At 74.2% G+C, this 21,111-nt stretch carries 15 protein-coding genes and 5 pseudogenes; 12 read left to right on the top strand and 8 right to left on the bottom strand.

All coding sequences use genetic code 11. From position 1 onward, the window contains the following. Positions 1-49: 49 nt before the first annotated feature. On the top strand, positions 50-934 hold the full coding sequence (locus JNO44_RS32630; RefSeq protein WP_420882707.1) for a hypothetical protein: 885 nt from the start codon (positions 50-52) through the stop codon (positions 932-934). A 329-nt stretch (positions 935-1,263) separates the two neighbouring features. Further along, a complete protein-coding gene (locus JNO44_RS32625) occupies positions 1,264-2,139 on the top strand; it encodes a hypothetical protein (RefSeq protein WP_338058588.1) in 876 nt (291 codons plus the stop codon). 22 nt (positions 2,140-2,161) lie between these two features. Here JNO44_RS32625 and JNO44_RS32620 read toward each other — a convergent pair whose 3' ends face one another. Next, a complete protein-coding gene (locus JNO44_RS32620; RefSeq protein WP_039631695.1) occupies positions 2,162-2,863 on the bottom strand; it encodes a GntR family transcriptional regulator in 702 nt (233 codons plus the stop codon). A 233-nt stretch (positions 2,864-3,096) separates the two neighbouring features. On the opposite strand from JNO44_RS32620, the gene JNO44_RS32615 reads away from it, so the two are divergent. Together JNO44_RS32615 and JNO44_RS32610 are read left to right on the top strand one after the other, a co-directional pair. After that, the gene (locus tag JNO44_RS32615; protein ID WP_205367426.1) at positions 3,097-3,945 is read left to right on the top strand and encodes a (2Fe-2S)-binding protein; all 849 of its coding nucleotides are present in this window, start codon (positions 3,097-3,099) and stop codon (positions 3,943-3,945) included. 214 nt (positions 3,946-4,159) lie between these two features. Continuing rightward, positions 4,160-5,242: a DUF2637 domain-containing protein gene (locus JNO44_RS32610; RefSeq protein WP_205367424.1), complete on the top strand. Its 1,083-nt coding sequence runs from the start codon at positions 4,160-4,162 to the stop codon at positions 5,240-5,242. Between the two features lie 40 nt (positions 5,243-5,282). On the opposite strand, the gene JNO44_RS32605 is transcribed toward JNO44_RS32610, so the two are convergent. Continuing rightward, positions 5,283-5,684 (bottom strand): ATP-binding protein, encoded by a 402-nt coding sequence (locus JNO44_RS32605; RefSeq protein ID WP_205370933.1) that lies wholly within the window; start codon positions 5,682-5,684, stop codon positions 5,283-5,285. Between the two features lie 76 nt (positions 5,685-5,760). Between JNO44_RS32605 and JNO44_RS45235 the strand changes: the two are divergent. The 3 pseudogenes from JNO44_RS45235 to JNO44_RS45225 form a co-directional block, all read left to right on the top strand. Continuing rightward, positions 5,761-6,417: pseudogene (locus JNO44_RS45235) on the top strand (hypothetical protein); the annotation flags it as partial. Between the two features lie 431 nt (positions 6,418-6,848). Continuing rightward, positions 6,849-6,995 (top strand): annotated as a pseudogene (locus JNO44_RS45490) (hypothetical protein); the annotation flags it as partial. Then, positions 6,947-7,150 (top strand): annotated as a pseudogene (locus tag JNO44_RS45225) (glycoside hydrolase family 38 N-terminal domain-containing protein); the annotation flags it as partial. The pseudogenes JNO44_RS45490 and JNO44_RS45225, both read left to right, overlap by 49 nt. Before the next feature lie 207 nt (positions 7,151-7,357). Here the strand turns inward: JNO44_RS45225 and JNO44_RS32595 are convergent. Next, positions 7,358-8,921 (bottom strand): annotated as a pseudogene (locus JNO44_RS32595) (glycoside hydrolase family 38 N-terminal domain-containing protein); the annotation flags it as partial. A 340-nt stretch (positions 8,922-9,261) separates the two neighbouring features. Between JNO44_RS32595 and JNO44_RS32590 the strand changes: the two are divergent. Then, positions 9,262-9,663, top strand: a complete 402-nt coding sequence (locus tag JNO44_RS32590; protein WP_205370933.1) for an ATP-binding protein — start codon at positions 9,262-9,264, stop codon at positions 9,661-9,663. A gap of 40 nt (positions 9,664-9,703) precedes the next feature. On the opposite strand, the gene JNO44_RS32585 is transcribed toward JNO44_RS32590, so the two are convergent. After that, positions 9,704-10,786 (bottom strand): DUF2637 domain-containing protein, encoded by a 1,083-nt coding sequence (locus JNO44_RS32585; RefSeq protein ID WP_205367424.1) that lies wholly within the window; start codon positions 10,784-10,786, stop codon positions 9,704-9,706. A 214-nt stretch (positions 10,787-11,000) separates the two neighbouring features. Beyond that, a complete protein-coding gene (locus JNO44_RS32580) occupies positions 11,001-11,849 on the bottom strand; it encodes a (2Fe-2S)-binding protein (protein WP_205367426.1) in 849 nt (282 codons plus the stop codon). A 233-nt stretch (positions 11,850-12,082) separates the two neighbouring features. Here JNO44_RS32580 and JNO44_RS32575 point away from each other — a divergent pair, with 233 nt between their 5' ends. Next, positions 12,083-12,784, top strand: a complete 702-nt coding sequence (locus JNO44_RS32575) for a GntR family transcriptional regulator (protein ID WP_039631695.1) — start codon at positions 12,083-12,085, stop codon at positions 12,782-12,784. Positions 12,785-12,806: 22 nt separating this feature from the next. Here the strand turns inward: JNO44_RS32575 and JNO44_RS32570 are convergent, their stop codons facing one another. The 3 genes from JNO44_RS32570 to JNO44_RS32560 all read right to left on the bottom strand — a co-directional run bounded on the left by JNO44_RS32570 (position 12,807) and on the right by JNO44_RS32560 (position 16,930). Next, positions 12,807-13,682: a hypothetical protein gene (locus tag JNO44_RS32570; protein ID WP_338058588.1), complete on the bottom strand. Its 876-nt coding sequence runs from the start codon at positions 13,680-13,682 to the stop codon at positions 12,807-12,809. A 329-nt stretch (positions 13,683-14,011) separates the two neighbouring features. Further along, positions 14,012-14,896: a hypothetical protein gene (locus JNO44_RS32565; RefSeq protein WP_420882707.1), complete on the bottom strand. Its 885-nt coding sequence runs from the start codon at positions 14,894-14,896 to the stop codon at positions 14,012-14,014. Positions 14,897-15,208: 312 nt separating this feature from the next. Beyond that, the gene (locus tag JNO44_RS32560; RefSeq protein ID WP_205367431.1) at positions 15,209-16,930 is read right to left on the bottom strand and encodes a PucR family transcriptional regulator; all 1,722 of its coding nucleotides are present in this window, start codon (positions 16,928-16,930) and stop codon (positions 15,209-15,211) included. 262 nt (positions 16,931-17,192) lie between these two features. Here JNO44_RS32560 and JNO44_RS32555 point away from each other — a divergent pair, with 262 nt between their 5' ends. The 3 genes and pseudogenes from JNO44_RS32555 to JNO44_RS32545 all read left to right on the top strand — a co-directional run bounded on the left by JNO44_RS32555 (position 17,193) and on the right by JNO44_RS32545 (position 21,082). Continuing rightward, positions 17,193-18,086: an FAD binding domain-containing protein gene (locus JNO44_RS32555; protein ID WP_073449470.1), complete on the top strand. Its 894-nt coding sequence runs from the start codon at positions 17,193-17,195 to the stop codon at positions 18,084-18,086. Then, positions 18,086-18,688, top strand: a complete 603-nt coding sequence (locus JNO44_RS32550) for a (2Fe-2S)-binding protein (protein WP_205367430.1) — start codon at positions 18,086-18,088, stop codon at positions 18,686-18,688. Before JNO44_RS32555 ends, JNO44_RS32550 begins: the two co-directional genes overlap by 1 nt. Positions 18,689-18,692: 4 nt before the next feature. Beyond that, positions 18,693-21,082: pseudogene (locus JNO44_RS32545) on the top strand (xanthine dehydrogenase family protein molybdopterin-binding subunit). Positions 21,083-21,111: the final 29 nt, after the last annotated feature.

Below are 21,111 nucleotides of genomic sequence, written 5' to 3'. Positions count from 1 at the left end.
CGCCCACAGCATCCTGTGTTCCCGCTCAATGGCGCTCGGGGAGGGCACTGTGGCGGATACCGCCATGTCCGGATCCGCGGATCCCGCGGATTCCATGAGGTCCGCGGATCAGGCACCGGTCCCGGCACCACGACCGGGAATCCCACCGGCGGCGACCGGCCCGGCGGGGGACGACCCCCTGGACCGCGCCGTGTGGCGACTGCGCTCCCGAGGCTGCTGGGCCGACGCGGCCGCCCTCCTGGAACCCCGCGCGGCCCGACAGGCACCCGCCGCACTGCGCCGCGCCGCGCTCCTGGTGGAACGCTGCATGTTCACCGCCACCGGCTGGGCCGAGGCCGAGGACGCGCTGCGCACCGCGGAGGCGCTCGCCGGCGACGACGAGGAGCGCGGCGGAGCGGCCTGCGAACGCGGCCAACTCGCCTACACCTCAACGGTGTTGGGCGTCCGCGACCGGGCCGACGAGGCACGTTCGGCGCTGGGCCGGGCCGCCGCGCTGCTCGCCCCGAGTGCGGCCGGCCGCCCGCTGCTGGACTTCCGCCGCGGCCTGATGGCCGAGCACATCGCCGACAGCCCGGACGCCGCCCGCGCCGCCTACCGCCGCGCACACGCCGGCGCCACCGCCCAGGGCGATGCGTTACTGCTCTCCTTCACCTGGCGCCACCTGGCCGGACTCGCCCTGCGCGACGGGGAGTTGGCGGAGGCCCGGCACGGCTTCGCGGAGTCCCTGCGGATCCGCGAGGAGCTGGGCTTCCTGGTCGGCACCGCACCGGCGCTGGCGGCCCTGGCCGATGCCGCACCGGAGGACGAGGCGGTCCGCCTGCGCACCGAGGCCGCCCGCCTGTTCCGCCTCATGGGCGGCGTCCCCACCTGGCTCGCGCACCAGCTCCCCCCGGCCCCTCCGGAGGAGCCGGAGCAGCCGACCGACGCGGCCTAGCGTGCGGGGTCCCGTCCGAACCCCGACCCATCGGACAGGCCCGGGGTTCCCGGCGCCCGGGAGCGGCCCCGGCGGGCGCACCCCGGTCGTCAACCCCCCGACCTCGGCCATGCCGCGCGCCGCGACGATTGGCCGGATCCATACCCCTGCCGGCGGCGGATCGGCCGGGCCGAGGGGGCTGGCGGCGGGTGCCCGTCCGCCGACCGGTCGGTAGCGCCACGCACCACCTGCCCCGAGAATGGCCACAAGTCGCACTGCGACCGGGCGGCGCGGCCTGGATGCTGGTCCGGGACCAGCTCCGTTTGGCAAAGCCTGTCAGGAGGCGCACCGTGGCAGGAGTGACCCACACCAGCACCGGAATCGACTGGGGCAAGGCGCATTTCGAGTCGATCTACAACTGCCCTGATCCGCGCCGGTACTTCAGCACGCTGCAACCCCTCGCCTACCAGATCCCGCACCACGGCCAGGCGATCTTCCGCGCGCTGGCCGACGCCCTGCAGCAGCACCGCGGCGACGGCCGACCGCTCCGCGTCGTGGACCTGTGCTGCTCCTACGGGGTCAACGCGGCACTGCTCAACCACCGGGTGACCCTCGACGACCTCTACCACCGCTACGCCGACGCCGGGCGCGACGCACCGGAGGGCGACCGCCTGGCCCAGGAGGACCGGGCCTTCTACGCCGCCCTGCGGCGACCCGGAGCGGCCCGGGTCACCGGCATCGACGCGGCGGAGCGCGCGGTCGGCTACGCCGTGGCGGCCGGCCTGCTCGACCAGGGCTTCGCGGCGAACCTGGAGGCCGACGCGCCCGCCCCGGAGCTGTGCCGGGCACTGGAGGGCACCGACCTGATCACCGTCACCGGCGGCGTCGGCTACATCACCGCGCGCACCTTCGCCCGGCTCTTCGACTGCATCGCCGCGCCGCCCTGGGTCGCCGCGTTCGTGCTGCGCACGGTGTCGTACCGGCCGGTCTCCGCGCTGCTGGCCCGGGCCGGGCTGGTGACCGAGCGGCTCACCACGCGGTCGTTCCGGCAGCGGCGGTTCGCCGACGAGGCCGAGCGACGGGCCGCCCTGGACGCGCTGTCGGCCCGCGGACTGACCGTCGGCGGCAAGGAGGCCGACGGCTTCTACCACGCCGAGCTGTACGTCTCCCGGCCCGCCGCCGATGTCGCGGCGCTGCCGCTGGCGGAGCTGCTGCCGGCCCTCTGAGTCCGCGCCGCGCCCCGCCGTCTCAGTGCGGGTGCCGGGCCGCCGACAGGTGCTCCCGGGCGATCCGCTCGATGACCGCGTGCTCCTGGGCGATCAGCGCGTCGAGCAGCGCGGTGTGCTCGGAGGCGTCGGCCAGCAGCTCGGCCGTGCGGAGCCGGGCACCGCCGCCGGCCGACCACTGCGCACGGCGCAGCAGGTCGCCGGTGACCTGGGTGAGCCGGCGGTTCCCGGTGAGCGCCATCAGGCCCTGGTGGAAGGCGTGGTCGGCGTCGGCGTACCCGGCCCGGTCGCCCCGGGCCGCGGCGGCCACCCCGTCCTCGGCCAGCGGGCGGAGCTCCTCCCAGCGCTCGGGCGGCACCGCCCGGGCCAGTCGGAGGATCGCGGGCACCTCCAGCATGGTGCGGACCTCGGCGAGCTCGGCGAGGTCGCGGGAGCTGCGCTCGCTGACCCGGAAGCCGCGGTTGGGCACGACCTCGACGGCGCCCTCCGTGGCGAGCTGCTGCATGGCCTCGCGGACCGGGGTCGCGGAGACGCCGTAGCGCTCGGCGAGGGCCGGCGCGGAGTAGACCTCGCCGGGGAGCAGTTCGCCGGCGGCCAGCGCCTGGCGCAGGGCGTCCAGGACCTGGCCGCGCACCGAGTGCCGGCGCGGCCGGGGCAGCAGGGGGCCGGGCCCGGGCGCCCGCACCCGGGCGTCCGGCTGCGGCTCCGCTGTGCCCTGCTCCATGGCGTTCCTCCTGCTGGCGTGCTGGGTCCGGGCGGACGACGGGCGTCCGGCGATCGGGTCTCGGGCCCGTCGCCGTCCCGCGTCGTCCGCCGGGCGGACGTGCCGGGCGCCGGGCGACAGGCCATAGCACCATAAGCGCCCGAAGTACCGGTTCACACCTCAGCGGGCACGGGTAGGGATTTCGGATAAGGTAAGGCTTACCTGCCAACGATCGCGATTCGGTGGTCCCCCGCATGCCTCCTGCCGCAGCTGCCGCGCCCGTCGCCCCCGCCGCCCACCCCGCGGCGGACGCCTACGCCCGGCTCGCCGAGGTCTTCCCGGACCTGCGGGTGACGCTCTGGGACGCCACGCCCCCCGAGGGGGACGACTGGCTGGACGCGTCCGCCCTGTTCGCGGACGGGCCGGTGCTGGACGGCTTCCTCGCCGACGAGGCGGCCCGGATCACCCGGGACTACGGGCGCTCCGCCCGGCCCGACGTGGTCGCCGGCTTCGCGCTGCACCGCTACGCCTGGCCGGCCTGCCTGCTGATCACCGTCCCGTGGTTCCTGCACCGCCGGGTGCCGCACATCGCCGCGGGAGACGTCCGCTTCCACCGCGAGCTGCGCCGGATGGCGGTACGCACGGGCTCTTTCGGGTGCCTTCCGGACGACCCGGCGGCGGCCCTGCCCGGCGCCCGGGTGGTGCCGGACGAGGAGGCGCTGCGCGCCGAGGTCCGCGGCGCGGTCGCCGACCACCTGCGGCCGATCCTGGACGGCTTCCGCGCCCGGATGCGGCGCGGCCCCCGCGCGGCCTGGGGCATGGCGTCCGACGAGATCGTCGAGGGGCTCTGGTACATCGGGCACCTGCTGGGCGAGGAGCGGCGCGCGGCGGCGGAGCTGGCGCGGCTGCTGCCGGGTTCGACCGCGCCGTACGCGGCCGGCGCCGGGTTCCGCGAGCTGACCGGCCCGGACGGCGCCGCCCTGCCCACCCGGGACCGGGCCAGCTGCTGCATGTACTACACGCTGCGCCCCGAGGACACCTGCGTCACCTGCCCGCGCACCTGCGACGCGGAGCGCATCAGCCGGCTCACCGCAACCGCCTGACCCGTCCGCCACCCCCGCGGCCTGCCGCGACTCGCACACAACCTCCCCTCGACGCAAGGAAGTTCGAGACTTCCGGGGCATTCCACTGCCGACCCCGGTACACCTTGGCGTTCTCTTGCTCCGAAACCCCCTGCACCCGGGTCGGTTCCGTCAGGATGGCGCGCGCACTCGCGAATCCGCGGAAGTGCCGTCACCTGAACCAAGGAATCCCGGAGTGAGAATGAACGAGATATCGCTGAACTGGATGATTCCGACGTTTCTGCTGCTCGCCGGGGTCACCGCCACTGTCCTGCTCTTCCTGCGCGGCAGGCACGCAGGCCGGCGAGCCGGCACCGATCCGTCCTGGGAACGCACCGTGGACCGCCGTCGCCGCAAGGAGGCCGTCTTCGCCTCCGCCGCCTATGCGCTGCTGTTCTGCTGTGCCGCGGTCGCAGCGGCGCTCTCCTTCCACGGCCTGGTCGGCTTCGGCATCCAGAACCTCGGGCTCACCGGAGGCTGGGAGTACCTGGTGCCGTTCGGACTCGACGGCGCCGCGATGTTCTGCTCCGTCCTGGCGGTGCGCGAGGCCAGTCACGGCGACGCGGCACTCGGCTCCCGGATACTGGTGTGGACGTTCGCCAGCGCCGCCGCCTGGTTCAACTGGGTGCACGCGCCGCGCGGACTGGACCACGCGGGCGCCCCGCAGTTCTTCGCCGGGATGTCGCTGTCGGCCGCGATCCTCTTCGACCGGGCGCTCAAGCAGACCCGCCGGGCGGCGCTGCGCGAACAGGGCCTGGTGCCCCGGCCGTTGCCGCAGATCCGCATCGTGCGCTGGCTGCGGGCCCCCCGCGAGACCTTCGCCGCCTGGTCACTCATGCTGCTGGAAGGCGTGGGGACGCTGGACGAGGCGGTCGAGGAGGTCCGCGACGACAAGCGCGAGAAAGCCCGGAACCGGCTCCACCGGCGCGAGCAGGACAAACTCGACCGGGCCCGGATCAAGGCCCTCAACCGGCAGCACCGCTCCTGGGGCAGGGGCGGTGGACGCCACGCCCTCCCGATGAGCGCGCCCCTGCCCCCGGCGGAGGCCGCCCCGCCGGCCGGCCCGGACACCGTAGGGCCGGTCGACCCGACGCCGCTGCCCTCCGGCGACCCGGCCAAGCGCCCCCGGCCGGCCCTGAAGGCCGTGGCCGGCGCCGAGCCCGACGCGCCCGGCCGGCGCGGCACCGTCGACCTCACCGCCGAGGACGACACCCAGACGATCCCCCGGCTGGACTCCCTGGAGGAGAAACTCGCCGAGATCGAAAGGCAATTCGGCTGAGCGGTGGCGGACCGCGCCGACCCTCACCCCCGGCTTCGCGTCAGGCCGGTCCGCCGCCCAGTTCGAACCACACGCACTTGCCGATCCGCTCGGGCCGGATGCCCCACGCGTCGGCCAGGGCCCGCACCAGCATCAGCCCCCGCCCCGACGTCCCGTCGACCGACGGCGCACGCGGCTCCGGACACCTCTCGGCGAAGTCCCGCACCTCGACCCGCAGCCGGTCGGTGACCCACGCCGTCACCACCGCCCCGCCCTCGGTGTGCAGCAGGGCATTGGTCACCAACTCGCTGGTCAGCAGCGCCGCCAGCTCCGGATCCGCCGGTGCTCCGCCGTCCGGCGGCGCCCAGCGGCCGAGTAACTCCTGCAACTCCCGGCGCACCTCGCCGACCGCCTTCAGATCGGCCTGCCGCACCTTGCGCTCCAGCGTCCCCGGCGCCCGCATCGCGACCGGCCCGCCCCCGTGCCCGCCGTCCGCTCGCTGCCGTCTGTTCCGTTCCTCGCACCGCACAGGCTGACGCATGCTCTCCCCCGCCCCCAACGAACCATCGGCGCTCTACCTCGAACAGCCTCACGGTCAGCATTCCCACCGGGCCCGCCCCCATGCTTCCGCTTGTCGTCGGCGGACGTCCGCCCCGCGCTGCGGCCCGGCGGGCGGTCAGCGGCGACCCATCGGCACGGGCCCCGGCGGGCCGAGATGGGTATACGTTCCGCGACCGCCCGGAGCGAGCCGGTCCGCGGGCCGGCTCCGGGCCCGCGTGCCGTACGAGCGTGAGGAGCCCGCTGTGCACGACGACCGACTGCTGGTGGAGGGGCGCCTCGCGCGGGCGCTCGGGCAGCACATCCGGCCCGCGCAGTACCCGGCCCGGGCCCCGCTGCGGCTGGAGGTGTGGCACGTGCCCGGAGCGGAGGGAACCCGTCCGGCCTCAGAGGCGCTGTCGGCCGCCTACGAGCCGTTCGCGGTCGGGGACGCCTGGGGGCCGCCGTGGTCGACGAGTTGGTTCCGGCTGTCCGGCGAGGTGCCCGCGGAGTGGGCCGGGCGCCGGGTGGAGGCCGTCCTCGACCCGGGCTTCACCGACGACGGGCCGGGCTTCCAGGCGGAGGGCCTGGTCCACGACGCGGTCGGCGTGCCCCTCAAGGGCATCCACCCGCGCAACCGGTACGTCCCCGTCGCGGCCCCGGCACGCGGCGGCGAACAGGTCCGGCTGTTGCTGGAGGCCGCCGCCAACCCCCACCGTCCTGCGGGACTTCCGCCCCACCGACCTCGGCGACATCCGCACCGCCCCGCGCCGGCCGCTCTACCGCTTCGCCGCCGCCGACCTCGCGGTGCTCGACGAGACGTCTGGCAGCTGATCCTCGACATCGAGGTGCTCTCGGAGCTGATGCACGAGCTGCCGGTCGACCGGCAGCGCCGGCACTGCATCCTGCGGGCGCTGGAGAACATGCTGGACGCGCTCGACCTGCACGACGTCGGCGGCACGGCGGCCGCGGCCCGGGCCGAGCTGGAGGACGTCCTGCAACCGCCCGGCCGCCGCCCAGCGCACACCGCGTCTCGGCCACCGGACACGCCCACATCGACTCCGCCTGGCTGTGGCCACTGCGCGAGACGGTGCGCAAGGCCACCCGCACCTTCGCCAACGTCACCCAACTGGCCATGGAATACCCGAGTTGGTGTTCGCCTGCTCGCAGGCACAGCAGTATGCCTGGGTGCGGGACCACCAGCCGCACATCTGGAGCCGCGTCAAGGAGCGGTGCGGAAGGGAACTGGGCCCCGGTCGGCTCGATGTGGGTGGAGTCCGACGCCAACATGCCCGCGCGCCCTGGTGCCCCCGGCAGCTGGTGCACGGCAAGCGGTTCTTCCTGGACGAGCTGGGCGTGGAGACCGAGGAGGTCTGGCTGCCCGACTCCTTCGGCTACACCGGCGCCTTCCCGCAGCTGGCGCGGCTGGCCGGGGCGAAGTGGTTCCTCACCCGAAGCTGTCCTGGAACCAGACCGACCGGATGCCGCACCACACCTTCTGGTGGGAGGGCATCGACGGGACCCGGATCTTCACCCACTTCCCGCCCTCGACACCTACAACTCCCAGCTGCACGGCGGCGAACTCGCCCATGCCGAACGAACTTCGCCGAGCGGGGCCGGGCCACGCGCTCGTTGGTGCCGTTCGGCTGGGGCGACGGCGGCGGGCGGTCCGACCCGGGAGATGCTGGAGCGGCCCGCCGCTGCGCTCCCTGAGGGAGCGCAGTCGGCGGGCCCGCTCCAGCATCTCCCGGGTCGGACCGCCGCCGCCGTCGCCCCAGCCGAACGGCACCAACGAGCGCGTGGCCCGGCCCCGCTCGGCGAAGTTCCGTTCGGCATGGGCGAGTTCGCCGCCGTGCAGCTGGGAGTTGTAGGTGTCGACGGGCGGGAAGTGGGTGAAGATCCGGGTCCCGTCGATGCCCTCCCACCAGAAGGTGTGGTGCGGCATCCGGTCGGTCTGGTTCCAGGACAGCTTCTGGGTGAGGAACCACTTCGCCCCGGCCAGCCGCGCCAGCTGCGGGAAGGCGCCGGTGTAGCCGAAGGAGTCGGGCAGCCAGACCTCCTCGGTCTCCACGCCCAGCTCGTCCAGGAAGAACCGCTTGCCGTGCACCAGCTGCCGGGCCAGGGCCTCACCGCCGGGCATGTTGGCGTCGGACTCCACCCACATCGAGCCGACCGGGGCCCAGTTCCCCTTCCGCACCGCCTCCTTGACGCGGCTCCAGATGTGCGGCTGGTGGTCCCGCACCCAGGCATACTGCTGTGCCTGCGAGCAGGCGAACACCAACTCCGGGTATTCCATGGCCAGTTGGGTGACGTTGGCGAAGGTGCGGGTGGCCTTGCGCACCGTCTCGCGCAGTGGCCACAGCCAGGCGGAGTCGATGTGGGCGTGTCCGGTGGCCGAGACGCGGTGTGCGCTGGCGGCGGCCGGGCGGTGCAGGACGTCCTCCAGCTCGGCCCGGGCCGCGGCCGCCGTGCCGCCGACGTCGTGCAGGTCGAGCGCGTCCAGCATGTTCTCCAGCGCCCGCAGGATGCCGTGCCGGCGCTGCCGGTCGACCGGCAGCTCGTGCATCAGCTCCGAGAGCACCTCGATGTCGAGGATCAGCTGCCAGACCGTCTCGTCGAGCACCGCGAGGTCGGCGGCGGCGAAGCGGTAGAGCGGCCGGCGCGGGGCGGTGCGGATGTCGCCGAGGTCGGTGGGGCGGAAGTCCCGCAGGACGGTGGGGTTGGCGGCGGCCTCCAGCAACAGCCGGACCTGTTCGCCGCCGCGTGCCGGGGCCGCGACGGGGACGTACCGGTTGCGCGGGTGGATGCCCTTGAGGGGCACGCCGACCGCGTCGTGGACCAGGCCCTCCGCCTGGAAGCCCGGCCCGTCGTCGGTGAAGCCCGGGTCGAGGACGGCCTCCACCCGGCGCCCGGCCCACTCCGCGGGCACCTCGCCGGACAGCCGGAACCAACTCGTCGACCACGGCGGCCCCCAGGCGTCCCCGACCGCGAACGGCTCGTAGGCGGCCGACAGCGCCTCTGAGGCCGGACGGGTTCCCTCCGCTCCGGGCACGTGCCACACCTCCAGCCGCAGCGGGGCCCGGGCCGGGTACTGCGCGGGCCGGATGTGCTGCCCGAGCGCCCGCGCGAGGCGCCCCTCCACCAGCAGTCGGTCGTCGTGCACAGCGGGCTCCTCACGCTCGTACGGCACGCGGGCCCGGAGCCGGCCCGCGGACCGGCTCGCTCCGGGCGGTCGCGGAACGTATACCCATCTCGGCCCGCCGGGGCCCGTGCCGATGGGTCGCCGCTGACCGCCCGCCGGGCCGCAGCGCGGGGCGGACGTCCGCCGACGACAAGCGGAAGCATGGGGGCGGGCCCGGTGGGAATGCTGACCGTGAGGCTGTTCGAGGTAGAGCGCCGATGGTTCGTTGGGGGCGGGGGAGAGCATGCGTCAGCCTGTGCGGTGCGAGGAACGGAACAGACGGCAGCGAGCGGACGGCGGGCACGGGGGCGGGCCGGTCGCGATGCGGGCGCCGGGGACGCTGGAGCGCAAGGTGCGGCAGGCCGATCTGAAGGCGGTCGGCGAGGTGCGCCGGGAGTTGCAGGAGTTACTCGGCCGCTGGGCGCCGCCGGACGGCGGAGCACCGGCGGATCCGGAGCTGGCGGCGCTGCTGACCAGCGAGTTGGTGACCAATGCCCTGCTGCACACCGAGGGCGGGGCGGTGGTGACGGCGTGGGTCACCGACCGGCTGCGGGTCGAGGTGCGGGACTTCGCCGAGAGGTGTCCGGAGCCGCGTGCGCCGTCGGTCGACGGGACGTCGGGGCGGGGGCTGATGCTGGTGCGGGCCCTGGCCGACGCGTGGGGCATCCGGCCCGAGCGGATCGGCAAGTGCGTGTGGTTCGAACTGGGCGGCGGACCGGCCTGACGCGAAGCCGGGGGTGAGGGTCGGCGCGGTCCGCCACCGCTCAGCCGAATTGCCTTTCGATCTCGGCGAGTTTCTCCTCCAGGGAGTCCAGCCGGGGGATCGTCTGGGTGTCGTCCTCGGCGGTGAGGTCGACGGTGCCGCGCCGGCCGGGCGCGTCGGGCTCGGCGCCGGCCACGGCCTTCAGGGCCGGCCGGGGGCGCTTGGCCGGGTCGCCGGAGGGCAGCGGCGTCGGGTCGACCGGCCCTACGGTGTCCGGGCCGGCCGGCGGGGCGGCCTCCGCCGGGGGCAGGGGCGCGCTCATCGGGAGGGCGTGGCGTCCACCGCCCCTGCCCCAGGAGCGGTGCTGCCGGTTGAGGGCCTTGATCCGGGCCCGGTCGAGTTTGTCCTGCTCGCGCCGGTGGAGCCGGTTCCGGGCTTTCTCGCGCTTGTCGTCGCGGACCTCCTCGACCGCCTCGTCCAGCGTCCCCACGCCTTCCAGCAGCATGAGTGACCAGGCGGCGAAGGTCTCGCGGGGGGCCCGCAGCCAGCGCACGATGCGGATCTGCGGCAACGGCCGGGGCACCAGGCCCTGTTCGCGCAGCGCCGCCCGGCGGGTCTGCTTGAGCGCCCGGTCGAAGAGGATCGCGGCCGACAGCGACATCCCGGCGAAGAACTGCGGGGCGCCCGCGTGGTCCAGTCCGCGCGGCGCGTGCACCCAGTTGAACCAGGCGGCGGCGCTGGCGAACGTCCACACCAGTATCCGGGAGCCGAGTGCCGCGTCGCCGTGACTGGCCTCGCGCACCGCCAGGACGGAGCAGAACATCGCGGCGCCGTCGAGTCCGAACGGCACCAGGTACTCCCAGCCTCCGGTGAGCCCGAGGTTCTGGATGCCGAAGCCGACCAGGCCGTGGAAGGAGAGCGCCGCTGCGACCGCGGCACAGCAGAACAGCAGCGCATAGGCGGCGGAGGCGAAGACGGCCTCCTTGCGGCGACGGCGGTCCACGGTGCGTTCCCAGGACGGATCGGTGCCGGCTCGCCGGCCTGCGTGCCTGCCGCGCAGGAAGAGCAGGACAGTGGCGGTGACCCCGGCGAGCAGCAGAAACGTCGGAATCATCCAGTTCAGCGATATCTCGTTCATTCTCACTCCGGGATTCCTTGGTTCAGGTGACGGCACTTCCGCGGATTCGCGAGTGCGCGCGCCATCCTGACGGAACCGACCCGGGTGCAGGGGGTTTCGGAGCAAGAGAACGCCAAGGTGTACCGGGGTCGGCAGTGGAATGCCCCGGAAGTCTCGAACTTCCTTGCGTCGAGGGGAGGTTGTGTGCGAGTCGCGGCAGGCCGCGGGGGTGGCGGACGGGTCAGGCGGTTGCGGTGAGCCGGCTGATGCGCTCCGCGTCGCAGGTGCGCGGGCAGGTGACGCAGGTGTCCTCGGGGCGCAGCGTGTAGTACATGCAGCAGCTGGCCCGGTCCCGGGTGGGCAGGGCGGCGCCGTCCGGGCCGGTCAGCTCGCGGAACCCGGCGCCGGCCGCGTACGGCGCGGTCGAACCCGGCAGCAGCCGCGCCAGCTCCGCCGCCGCGCGCCGCTCCTCGCCCAGCAGGTGCCCGATGTACCAGAGCCCCTCGACGATCTCGTCGGACGCCATGCCCCAGGCCGCGCGGGGGCCGCGCCGCATCCGGGCGCGGAAGCCGTCCAGGATCGGCCGCAGGTGGTCGGCGACCGCGCCGCGGACCTCGGCGCGCAGCGCCTCCTCGTCCGGCACCACCCGGGCGCCGGGCAGGGCCGCCGCCGGGTCGTCCGGAAGGCACCCGAAAGAGCCCGTGCGTACCGCCATCCGGCGCAGCTCGCGGTGGAAGCGGACGTCTCCCGCGGCGATGTGCGGCACCCGGCGGTGCAGGAACCACGGGACGGTGATCAGCAGGCAGGCCGGCCAGGCGTAGCGGTGCAGCGCGAAGCCGGCGACCACGTCGGGCCGGGCGGAGCGCCCGTAGTCCCGGGTGATCCGGGCCGCCTCGTCGGCGAGGAAGCCGTCCAGCACCGGCCCGTCCGCGAACAGGGCGGACGCGTCCAGCCAGTCGTCCCCCTCGGGGGGCGTGGCGTCCCAGAGCGTCACCCGCAGGTCCGGGAAGACCTCGGCGAGCCGGGCGTAGGCGTCCGCCGCGGGGTGGGCGGCGGGGGCGACGGGCGCGGCAGCTGCGGCAGGAGGCATGCGGGGGACCACCGAATCGCGATCGTTGGCAGGTAAGCCTTACCTTATCCGAAATCCCTACCCGTGCCCGCTGAGGTGTGAACCGGTACTTCGGGCGCTTATGGTGCTATGGCCTGTCGCCCGGCGCCCGGCACGTCCGCCCGGCGGACGACGCGGGACGGCGACGGGCCCGAGACCCGATCGCCGGACGCCCGTCGTCCGCCCGGACCCAGCACGCCAGCAGGAGGAACGCCATGGAGCAGGGCACAGCGGAGCCGCAGCCGGACGCCCGGGTGCGGGCGCCCGGGCCCGGCCCCCTGCTGCCCCGGCCGCGCCGGCACTCGGTGCGCGGCCAGGTCCTGGACGCCCTGCGCCAGGCGCTGGCCGCCGGCGAACTGCTCCCCGGCGAGGTCTACTCCGCGCCGGCCCTCGCCGAGCGCTACGGCGTCTCCGCGACCCCGGTCCGCGAGGCCATGCAGCAGCTCGCCACGGAGGGCGCCGTCGAGGTCGTGCCCAACCGCGGCTTCCGGGTCAGCGAGCGCAGCTCCCGCGACCTCGCCGAGCTCGCCGAGGTCCGCACCATGCTGGAGGTGCCCGCGATCCTCCGACTGGCCCGGGCGGTGCCGCCCGAGCGCTGGGAGGAGCTCCGCCCGCTGGCCGAGGACGGGGTGGCCGCCGCGGCCCGGGGCGACCGGGCCGGGTACGCCGACGCCGACCACGCCTTCCACCAGGGCCTGATGGCGCTCACCGGGAACCGCCGGCTCACCCAGGTCACCGGCGACCTGCTGCGCCGTGCGCAGTGGTCGGCCGGCGGCGGTGCCCGGCTCCGCACGGCCGAGCTGCTGGCCGACGCCTCCGAGCACACCGCGCTGCTCGACGCGCTGATCGCCCAGGAGCACGCGGTCATCGAGCGGATCGCCCGGGAGCACCTGTCGGCGGCCCGGCACCCGCACTGAGACGGCGGGGCGCGGCGCGGACTCAGAGGGCCGGCAGCAGCTCCGCCAGCGGCAGCGCCGCGACATCGGCGGCGGGCCGGGAGACGTACAGCTCGGCGTGGTAGAAGCCGTCGGCCTCCTTGCCGCCGACGGTCAGTCCGCGGGCCGACAGCGCGTCCAGGGCGGCCCGTCGCTCGGCCTCGTCGGCGAACCGCCGCTGCCGGAACGACCGCGTGGTGAGCCGCTCGGTCACCAGCCCGGCCCGGGCCAGCAGCGCGGAGACCGGCCGGTACGACACCGTGCGCAGCACGAACGCGGCGACCCAGGGCGGCGCGGCGATGCAGTCGAAGAGCCGGGCGAAGGTGCGCGCGGTGATGTAGCCGACGCCGCCGGTGACGGTGATCAGGTCGGTGCCCTCCAGTGCCCGGCACAGCTCCGGGGCGGGCGCGTCGGCCTCCAGGTTCGCCGCGAAGCCCTGGTCGAGCAGGCCGGCCGCCACGGCGTAGCCGACCGCGCGCTCCGCCGCGTCGATGCCGGTGACCCGGGCCGCTCCGGGTCGCCGCAGGGCGGCGTAGAAGGCCCGGTCCTCCTGGGCCAGGCGGTCGCCCTCCGGTGCGTCGCGCCCGGCGTCGGCGTAGCGGTGGTAGAGGTCGTCGAGGGTCACCCGGTGGTTGAGCAGTGCCGCGTTGACCCCGTAGGAGCAGCACAGGTCCACGACGCGGAGCGGTCGGCCGTCGCCGCGGTGCTGCTGCAGGGCGTCGGCCAGCGCGCGGAAGATCGCCTGGCCGTGGTGCGGGATCTGGTAGGCGAGGGGTTGCAGCGTGCTGAAGTACCGGCGCGGATCAGGGCAGTTGTAGATCGACTCGAAATGCGCCTTGCCCCAGTCGATTCCGGTGCTGGTGTGGGTCACTCCTGCCACGGTGCGCCTCCTGACAGGCTTTGCCAAACGGAGCTGGTCCCGGACCAGCATCCAGGCCGCGCCGCCCGGTCGCAGTGCGACTTGTGGCCATTCTCGGGGCAGGTGGTGCGTGGCGCTACCGACCGGTCGGCGGACGGGCACCCGCCGCCAGCCCCCTCGGCCCGGCCGATCCGCCGCCGGCAGGGGTATGGATCCGGCCAATCGTCGCGGCGCGCGGCATGGCCGAGGTCGGGGGGTTGACGACCGGGGTGCGCCCGCCGGGGCCGCTCCCGGGCGCCGGGAACCCCGGGCCTGTCCGATGGGTCGGGGTTCGGACGGGACCCCGCACGCTAGGCCGCGTCGGTCGGCTGCTCCGGCTCCTCCGGAGGGGCCGGGGGGAGCTGGTGCGCGAGCCAGGTGGGGACGCCGCCCATGAGGCGGAACAGGCGGGCGGCCTCGGTGCGCAGGCGGACCGCCTCGTCCTCCGGTGCGGCATCGGCCAGGGCCGCCAGCGCCGGTGCGGTGCCGACCAGGAAGCCCAGCTCCTCGCGGATCCGCAGGGACTCCGCGAAGCCGTGCCGGGCCTCCGCCAACTCCCCGTCGCGCAGGGCGAGTCCGGCCAGGTGGCGCCAGGTGAAGGAGAGCAGTAACGCATCGCCCTGGGCGGTGGCGCCGGCGTGTGCGCGGCGGTAGGCGGCGCGGGCGGCGTCCGGGCTGTCGGCGATGTGCTCGGCCATCAGGCCGCGGCGGAAGTCCAGCAGCGGGCGGCCGGCCGCACTCGGGGCGAGCAGCGCGGCGGCCCGGCCCAGCGCCGAACGTGCCTCGTCGGCCCGGTCGCGGACGCCCAACACCGTTGAGGTGTAGGCGAGTTGGCCGCGTTCGCAGGCCGCTCCGCCGCGCTCCTCGTCGTCGCCGGCGAGCGCCTCCGCGGTGCGCAGCGCGTCCTCGGCCTCGGCCCAGCCGGTGGCGGTGAACATGCAGCGTTCCACCAGGAGCGCGGCGCGGCGCAGTGCGGCGGGTGCCTGTCGGGCCGCGCGGGGTTCCAGGAGGGCGGCCGCGTCGGCCCAGCAGCCTCGGGAGCGCAGTCGCCACACGGCGCGGTCCAGGGGGTCGTCCCCCGCCGGGCCGGTCGCCGCCGGTGGGATTCCCGGTCGTGGTGCCGGGACCGGTGCCTGATCCGCGGACCTCATGGAATCCGCGGGATCCGCGGATCCGGACATGGCGGTATCCGCCACAGTGCCCTCCCCGAGCGCCATTGAGCGGGAACACAGGATGCTGTGGCGCATCTCAGCACGAATCCCGTCGTCGGGCCAAGGGGGCGGGTGAAAGATTTCACAATCGCGCCAGGCGGTCGTGGTGGCCGATACGCGGCGGTTTGGCGGCGCCGCGGGGCGGAGCGTTCGCCCGGTGCGGCAACGGCGTCGACGCGATGCCGCCCGATCGGGGGAACCCCGGGACGGGGCGGGGTGACGGTCGCGCGGTGCGCGTCGGGCGGGTCGGTGCGCGCTCCGCACCGACCCGCCCGGCGTCGCCCGCCTGAAATGCCGTCAGCTCATCCGCAGGGCCAGGAAGAAGTCCAGCTTGTCCTCCAGGCGCGAGAGGTCACGGCCCGTCAGCTGCTCGATCCGGCCCACCCGGTAGCGCAGGGTGTTGACGTGCAGGTGGAGGCGGGTGGCGCAGCGTGTCCAGGAGCCGTCGCAGTCGAGGAACGCCTCTAGGGTGGGGATCAGCTCGGCCCGGTGGCGACGGTCGTAGTCCCGCAGCGGGTCCAGGAGCCGGGCGGTGAAGGCCCGGCGCACGTCGTCGGGGACGAACGGCAGCAGCAGGACGTGCGAGGCCAGTTCCTCGTGGCCGGCGGCGCAGACCCGGCCGGGGCGGGCGGCGGCGACCCGACGGGCGTGCCGGGCCTCCTCCAGGGCGCCGCGCAGTCCCTCGGCCGAGTGGACGGAGGCGCTGACGCCGATGGTGAGCCGGCCGTCGCCGTCCAGGCCGCGGCCGAGCGGCTCGTGGATGGCGCGCAGCAGGTGGTCGGCGTGCAGGCCGTCCGTGGTGGCGGCGTCGGCGGAGTCCTCCGGGACGGCGGGCAGCGGCACCAGCGCCACCGCCTCGTCGCCGGTGTGCGCCACCGCGATCCGGTCCGAGGGCTCGGGGCCGAACGTGCCGGGATCGACCAGCACCTCCTCCAACAGGCTCTGCGCCACCGGGCCGCCGGGGACGTCGCCGCCCTCCCACTCGACCCGGGCCACCACGATCTGCCAGTGCGGGGCGGCCCCCAGGCCGGGCAGCAGGACCGGGGCGGCCACCCGCAACCGGGCCGCGATCTCGGCCGGCGGGGCACCGGTCTGGACCAGCTCCAGGACCTCCTGCGCGAGCCGGCGGCGGACCGTGCGGGCGGCGTCCCGGCGGTCCCGTTCGACGGCGATCAGCTGGGTGACGCCGTGCAGCAGGTCCAGGCGCTCCTCGGACCAGTCGCCGGCGTCCGCCTCGACCGCCAGCAGCCAGTCGCTGAGCAGCGTCTGCCGCAGGTCGCGGCCCTCGTAGCGGATCGGGAAGAGCGAGTAGGTGGCCCCGTCCCACCCGTCGCCCGGCCGCCCCCCCTCACCGAGGCGCTGCGCGCCGCCCCTTTCGATCGTGATCCGGTGCGGGCCGCGGCGGCCGCTCCGGGCGGCGGCCAGGTGCTCGCCGGCCAGACGGGCGCCCAGCTCCGCGGGCAGCTCCGGCCCGGCGCCGGCCAGCGAGGAGCCGGCGATCTGCCGGCCGGTGGGGGAGAGCACCCAGGCCCGCAGGTCCAGGTCGGAGCCGAGCAGGTCCAGGACCACCTCGGGGCCGCCGCCGGCCGGCCCGGAGGTCATCAGCCGCCGGTGCCGGTCCACCACGGCGGCCAGGTCGCCGGCCCGTTCGCTGGAGACCTGCCGGACGACGTGCTCGGTGATCGAGGCGAAGGAGACCTTCTCGTCGACCGCGAACAGCGGCAGGCGGTGCCGGGCACACGCCTGGACGAGGTCGTCGGGGATGGCGCCCAGCTCCGCCTCGCCGGCGGCCAGCCCGGCGACGCCCGCGCCGGCCAGGATGCGGACGAACCGCTCGGAGTCCTCCGGTTCCCGGCGCCAGGCCAGGCCGGTGAGGACCAACTCGCCGCCGGAGAGGTAACGACTGGGATCCCGCAGGTCGGTGGTCATCACGCCACGGACGGTACGGTCCAGCTCATCCTCGCCCCCGAGGAGCTTCAGGCCCAGAGAATGTGTGTCCAGGAGTGCGCGGAGCCGCATGACCTCGCCCGCCGTTCTGTGCTGTCTCGTGTTGCCGGTGGAATGCCGCGAGGTTTTGATCCCTCGTCTTTCGTTCGAATCTACAAGACGGGCGGCGTGGCCAGCCAACCGCTTCATGGTTTCAGTGACTGCACCGGGTGGGTGCCGGGCGCGTTCACTAAGCCCAACCGCGTTAACAAGACATGAACAGCACCATGGCGACAGGGTCCGAAGGTCCCGACCAGGTGCAGCGAACGCCCCGATTTCGTAGAAGAGGCCAACCATGGACTTCCTTCGCCCCGCCAGCTGGGAGGAGGCGCTCGCCGCCAAGGCAGAGCACCCTACCGCTGTACCCATCGCGGGCGGTACGGACGTGATGGTCGAGATCAACTTCGACCACCGCCGCCCGGAGTACCTGCTCGACCTGAACCGGATCGGTGACCTGGGGGAGTGGGAGGTCGGGGAGAAGACCGTACGCCTGGGCGCCTCCGTCCCGTACACCAAGATCATGGAGCACCTGCGGGGCGAGCTGCCGGGCCTGGCCCTGGCCTCGCACACCGTGGCCTCCCCGCAGATCCGCAACCGCGGCGGCGTCGGCGGCAACCTCGGCACCGCCTCCCCGGCCGGTGACGCGCACCCGGCGCTGCTCTCCTCCGGCTGCGAGGTCGAGGTCGAGTCGGCCGCCCGCGGCGTGCGGATGATCCCGATCGACGAGTTCTACCTCGGCGTGAAGCGGAACGCCCTCCAGGCGGACGAGCTGATCCGCGCGGTGCACCTGCCCAAGGCCGACGGCCCGCAGCAGTTCTCCAAGGTCGGCACCCGCAACGCCATGGTCATCGCGGTGTGCGCCTTCGGCATCGCGCTGCACCCCGAGACCCGTACGGTCCGCACCGGCATCGGTTCGGCCGCACCCACCCCCGTGCGGGCGAAGGAGGCCGAGGCCTTCCTCGCCGCCGCGCTCGAAGAGGGCGGGTTCTGGGAGAACGGCAAGATCATCACCCCGTCGGTCGCCAAGCAGTTCGCGGACCTGTGCTCCGCCGCCTGCAACCCCATCGACGACGTGCGCGGCACCGCCTCGTACCGCCGTCACGCGGTCGGCATCATGGCCCGCCGCACGCTCGGCTGGGCCTGGGAGTCCTACCGCGGCCAGTCCGCCCGCACGGAGGGAGTCGCGTAATGCGCGTCAATTTCACGGTCAACGGCCGTAAGCAGGAAGCCGACGACGTGTGGGAGGGCGAGTCCCTGCTGTACGTGCTGCGCGAGCGGATGGGCCTTCCCGGTTCCAAGAACGCCTGTGAGCAGGGCGAGTGCGGTTCGTGCACCGTCCGCCTCGACGGCGTGCCGGTGTGTTCGTGCCTGGTGGCCGCAGGACAGGTAGAGGGCCGCGAGGTCGTCACCGTCGAGGGGCTCGCCGACTTCGCCAAGAACCGCTCCTGCGGCGGCCACGAGGGCGGCGCCTGCGGCACCTCCCTGCAGGAGGCCCAGGGCTGGTCCGCCAAGGGCACCGACTCGCAGACCGGCGAGGGCGGCATCTCCCCGCATGCGACGCTCGCGCCCATCCAGCAGGCGTTCATCGACGCCGGCGCCGTGCAGTGCGGCTTCTGCACGCCGGGTCTGCTGGTCGCCTCCGACGAGCTCCTGGAGCGCAACCCGAACCCGAGCGACGCGGACATCCGCGAGGCGCTGTCGGGCAACCTGTGCCGCTGCACCGGCTACGAGAAGATCATGGACGCGGTGCGCCTGGCCGCGGCCCGCCAGTCCGAGCCCGAGGGGGTCTGACGCCATGGCAGACACACGCACCACCGGTATTCCGTCCAAGGTCACGCAGGGGTCGCAGACCAAGGGCGGCATCGGCGAGTCCACGCTCCGTCCCGACGGCATCCTGAAGGTCACCGGCGAGTTCGCGTACTCGTCCGACATGTGGCACGAGGACATGCTGTGGGGCCAGATCCTGCGCTCCACCGTCGCGCACGCCGAGATCGTCTCGATCGACACCAGCGAGGCGCTCGCGACCTCCGGCGTCTACGCGGTCCTCACCTACGAGGACCTGCCGACCGAGGTCAAGAACTACGGCCTGGAGATCCAGGACACCCCGGTCCTGGCCCACGGCAAGGTCCGCCACCACGGCGAGCCCGTCGCCCTGGTCGCCGCCGACCACCCGGAGACCGCGCGCCGCGCCGCCGCGAAGATCAAGGTCGAGTACAAGGAGCTGCCGGTCATCACGGACGAGGCGTCCGCGACCGCTCCCGACGCCGTCCTCGTCCACGAGAACCGCGACGACCACCACAGCGGTCACGTCCCGCACCCGAACATCGTGCACCGCCAGCCGATCATCCGCGGCGACGTGGCCAAGGCCCGCGAGCGGGCCGACGTCATCGTCGAGGGCGAGTACACCTTCGGCATGCAGGACCAGGCGTTCCTCGGCCCGGAGTCCGGCCTCGCCGTGCCGTCCGAGGACGGCGGCGTCGACCTCTACGTCGCCACCCAGTGGCTGCACTCCGACCTCAAGCAGATCGCCCCGGTCCTCGGCCTGCCCGAGGACAAGGTGCGGATGACGCTCTCCGGCGTCGGCGGCGCGTTCGGCGGCCGCGAGGACCTGTCGATGCAGATCCACGCCTGCCTCCTGGCGCTGCGCACCGGCAAGCCGGTCAAGATCGTCTACAACCGGTTCGAGTCGTTCTTCGGCCACGTCCACCGCCACCCGGCGAAGCTCTACTACGAGCACGGCGCCACCAAGGACGGCAAGCTCACGCACATGAAGTGCAAGATCGTCCTGGACGGCGGCGCCTATGCGTCGGCCTCCCCGGCGGTCGTCGGCAACGCCTCCTCCCTCTCCGTCGGCCCGTACGTCATCGACGACGTCGACATCGAGGCCATCGCGCTCTACAGCAACAACCCGCCCTGCGGCGCCATGCGCGGCTTCGGCGCGGTCCAGGCGTGCTTCGCGTACGAGGCGCAGATGGACAAGCTGGCCGACAAACTGGGCATGGACCGCGTGGAGTTCCGCCGGCTCAACGCCATGGAGCAGGGCACGATCATGCCGACCGGCCAGCCGGTCGACTCCCCGGCCCCGGTCGCCGAACTGCTGCGCCGCATCAAGGCGATGCCGCTGCCGCCCGAGCGCCAGTGGGAGTCCAGCGAGGGCGCCGACGTCCGTCAGCTGCCCGGCGGTCTGTCCAACACCACGCACGGCGAGGGCGTCGTCCGCGGTGTCGGCTACGCGGTCGGCATCAAGAACGTCGGCTTCTCCGAGGGCTTCGACGACTACTCCACCGCCAAGGTGCGCATGGAGGTCATCGCCGGCGAGCCCGTCGCCACCGTGCACACGGCCATGGCGGAGGTCGGCCAGGGCGGTGTCACCGTCCACGCGCAGATCGCCCGCACCGAGCTCGGCGTCCACCAGGTGACGATCCACCCCGCCGACACCCAGGTGGGCTCGGCCGGTTCGACGTCCGCGTCGCGTCAGACGTACGTCACCGGCGGCGCCGTCAAGAACGCCTGCGAGCTGGTGCGCGAGAAGGTCCTGGAGATCGGCCGCCGCAAGATGGGCACGTACCACCCGGCGTGGGCGACCGCCGAACTCCTGCTGAGGGCGGCAAGGTCGTCACCGACGGCGGCGAGGTCCTCGCGGACATCGTCGACGTGCTGGAGGACGAGGTGGTCGAGCTGGAGGAGGAGTGGCGCCACCGGCCCACCGAGGCGTTCGACCTGACGACCGGTCAGGGCAACGGCCACGTCCAGTACTCCTTCGCCGCGCACCGCGCGGTCGTCGAGGTGGACACCGAGCTGGGCCTGGTCAAGGTCATCGAGCTGGCCTGCGCCCAGGACGTCGGCAAGGCGCTCAACCCGCTCTCCGTCATCGGCCAGATCCAGGGCGGCACCACCCAGGGCCTGGGCGTGGCGGTGATGGAGGAGATCATCGTCGACCCCAAGACCGCGAAGGTGCGCAACCCCTCCTTCACGGACTATCTGATCCCCACCATCCTCGACACCCCGACCATCCCGGTCGATGTGCTCGAACTCGCCGACCAGCACGCCCCGTACGGTCTGCGCGGCATCGGCGATGCCCCCACCCTGTCGTCCACCCCGGCCGTCCTCGCGGCGATCCGGAACGCGACCGGGCTGGAGCTCAACAAGACCCCGGTACGGCCCGAGCACCTGACGGGTTCGTAACGGAGAACCGCCTGGGGGCCGCCTCCCCA

It is taken from the genome of Streptomyces noursei (assembly GCF_016917755.1).
Taxonomy (GTDB): Bacteria; Actinomycetota; Actinomycetes; order Streptomycetales; family Streptomycetaceae; genus Streptomyces; species Streptomyces yunnanensis.
The sequence above is the reverse complement of the archived record's forward strand: the minus strand, read 5'-3'. Positions and strand labels throughout refer to the sequence as shown.

Coding starts and splice junctions, on each gene's coding strand:
- JNO44_RS32580 (WP_205367426.1), bottom strand. CDS start 11,849: ATGCCTCCTGCCGCAGCTGCCGCGCCCGTCGCCCCCGCCGCCCACCCC.
- JNO44_RS32620 (WP_039631695.1), bottom strand. CDS start 2,863: ATGGAGCAGGGCACAGCGGAGCCGCAGCCGGACGCCCGGGTGCGGGCG.
- JNO44_RS32605 (WP_205370933.1), bottom strand. CDS start 5,684: ATGCGGGCGCCGGGGACGCTGGAGCGCAAGGTGCGGCAGGCCGATCTG.
- JNO44_RS32615 (WP_205367426.1), top strand. CDS start 3,097: ATGCCTCCTGCCGCAGCTGCCGCGCCCGTCGCCCCCGCCGCCCACCCC.
- JNO44_RS32550 (WP_205367430.1), top strand. CDS start 18,086: ATGCGCGTCAATTTCACGGTCAACGGCCGTAAGCAGGAAGCCGACGAC.
- JNO44_RS32555 (WP_073449470.1), top strand. CDS start 17,193: ATGGACTTCCTTCGCCCCGCCAGCTGGGAGGAGGCGCTCGCCGCCAAG.
- JNO44_RS32590 (WP_205370933.1), top strand. CDS start 9,262: ATGCGGGCGCCGGGGACGCTGGAGCGCAAGGTGCGGCAGGCCGATCTG.
- JNO44_RS32575 (WP_039631695.1), top strand. CDS start 12,083: ATGGAGCAGGGCACAGCGGAGCCGCAGCCGGACGCCCGGGTGCGGGCG.
- JNO44_RS32560 (WP_205367431.1), bottom strand. CDS start 16,930: ATGCGGCTCCGCGCACTCCTGGACACACATTCTCTGGGCCTGAAGCTC.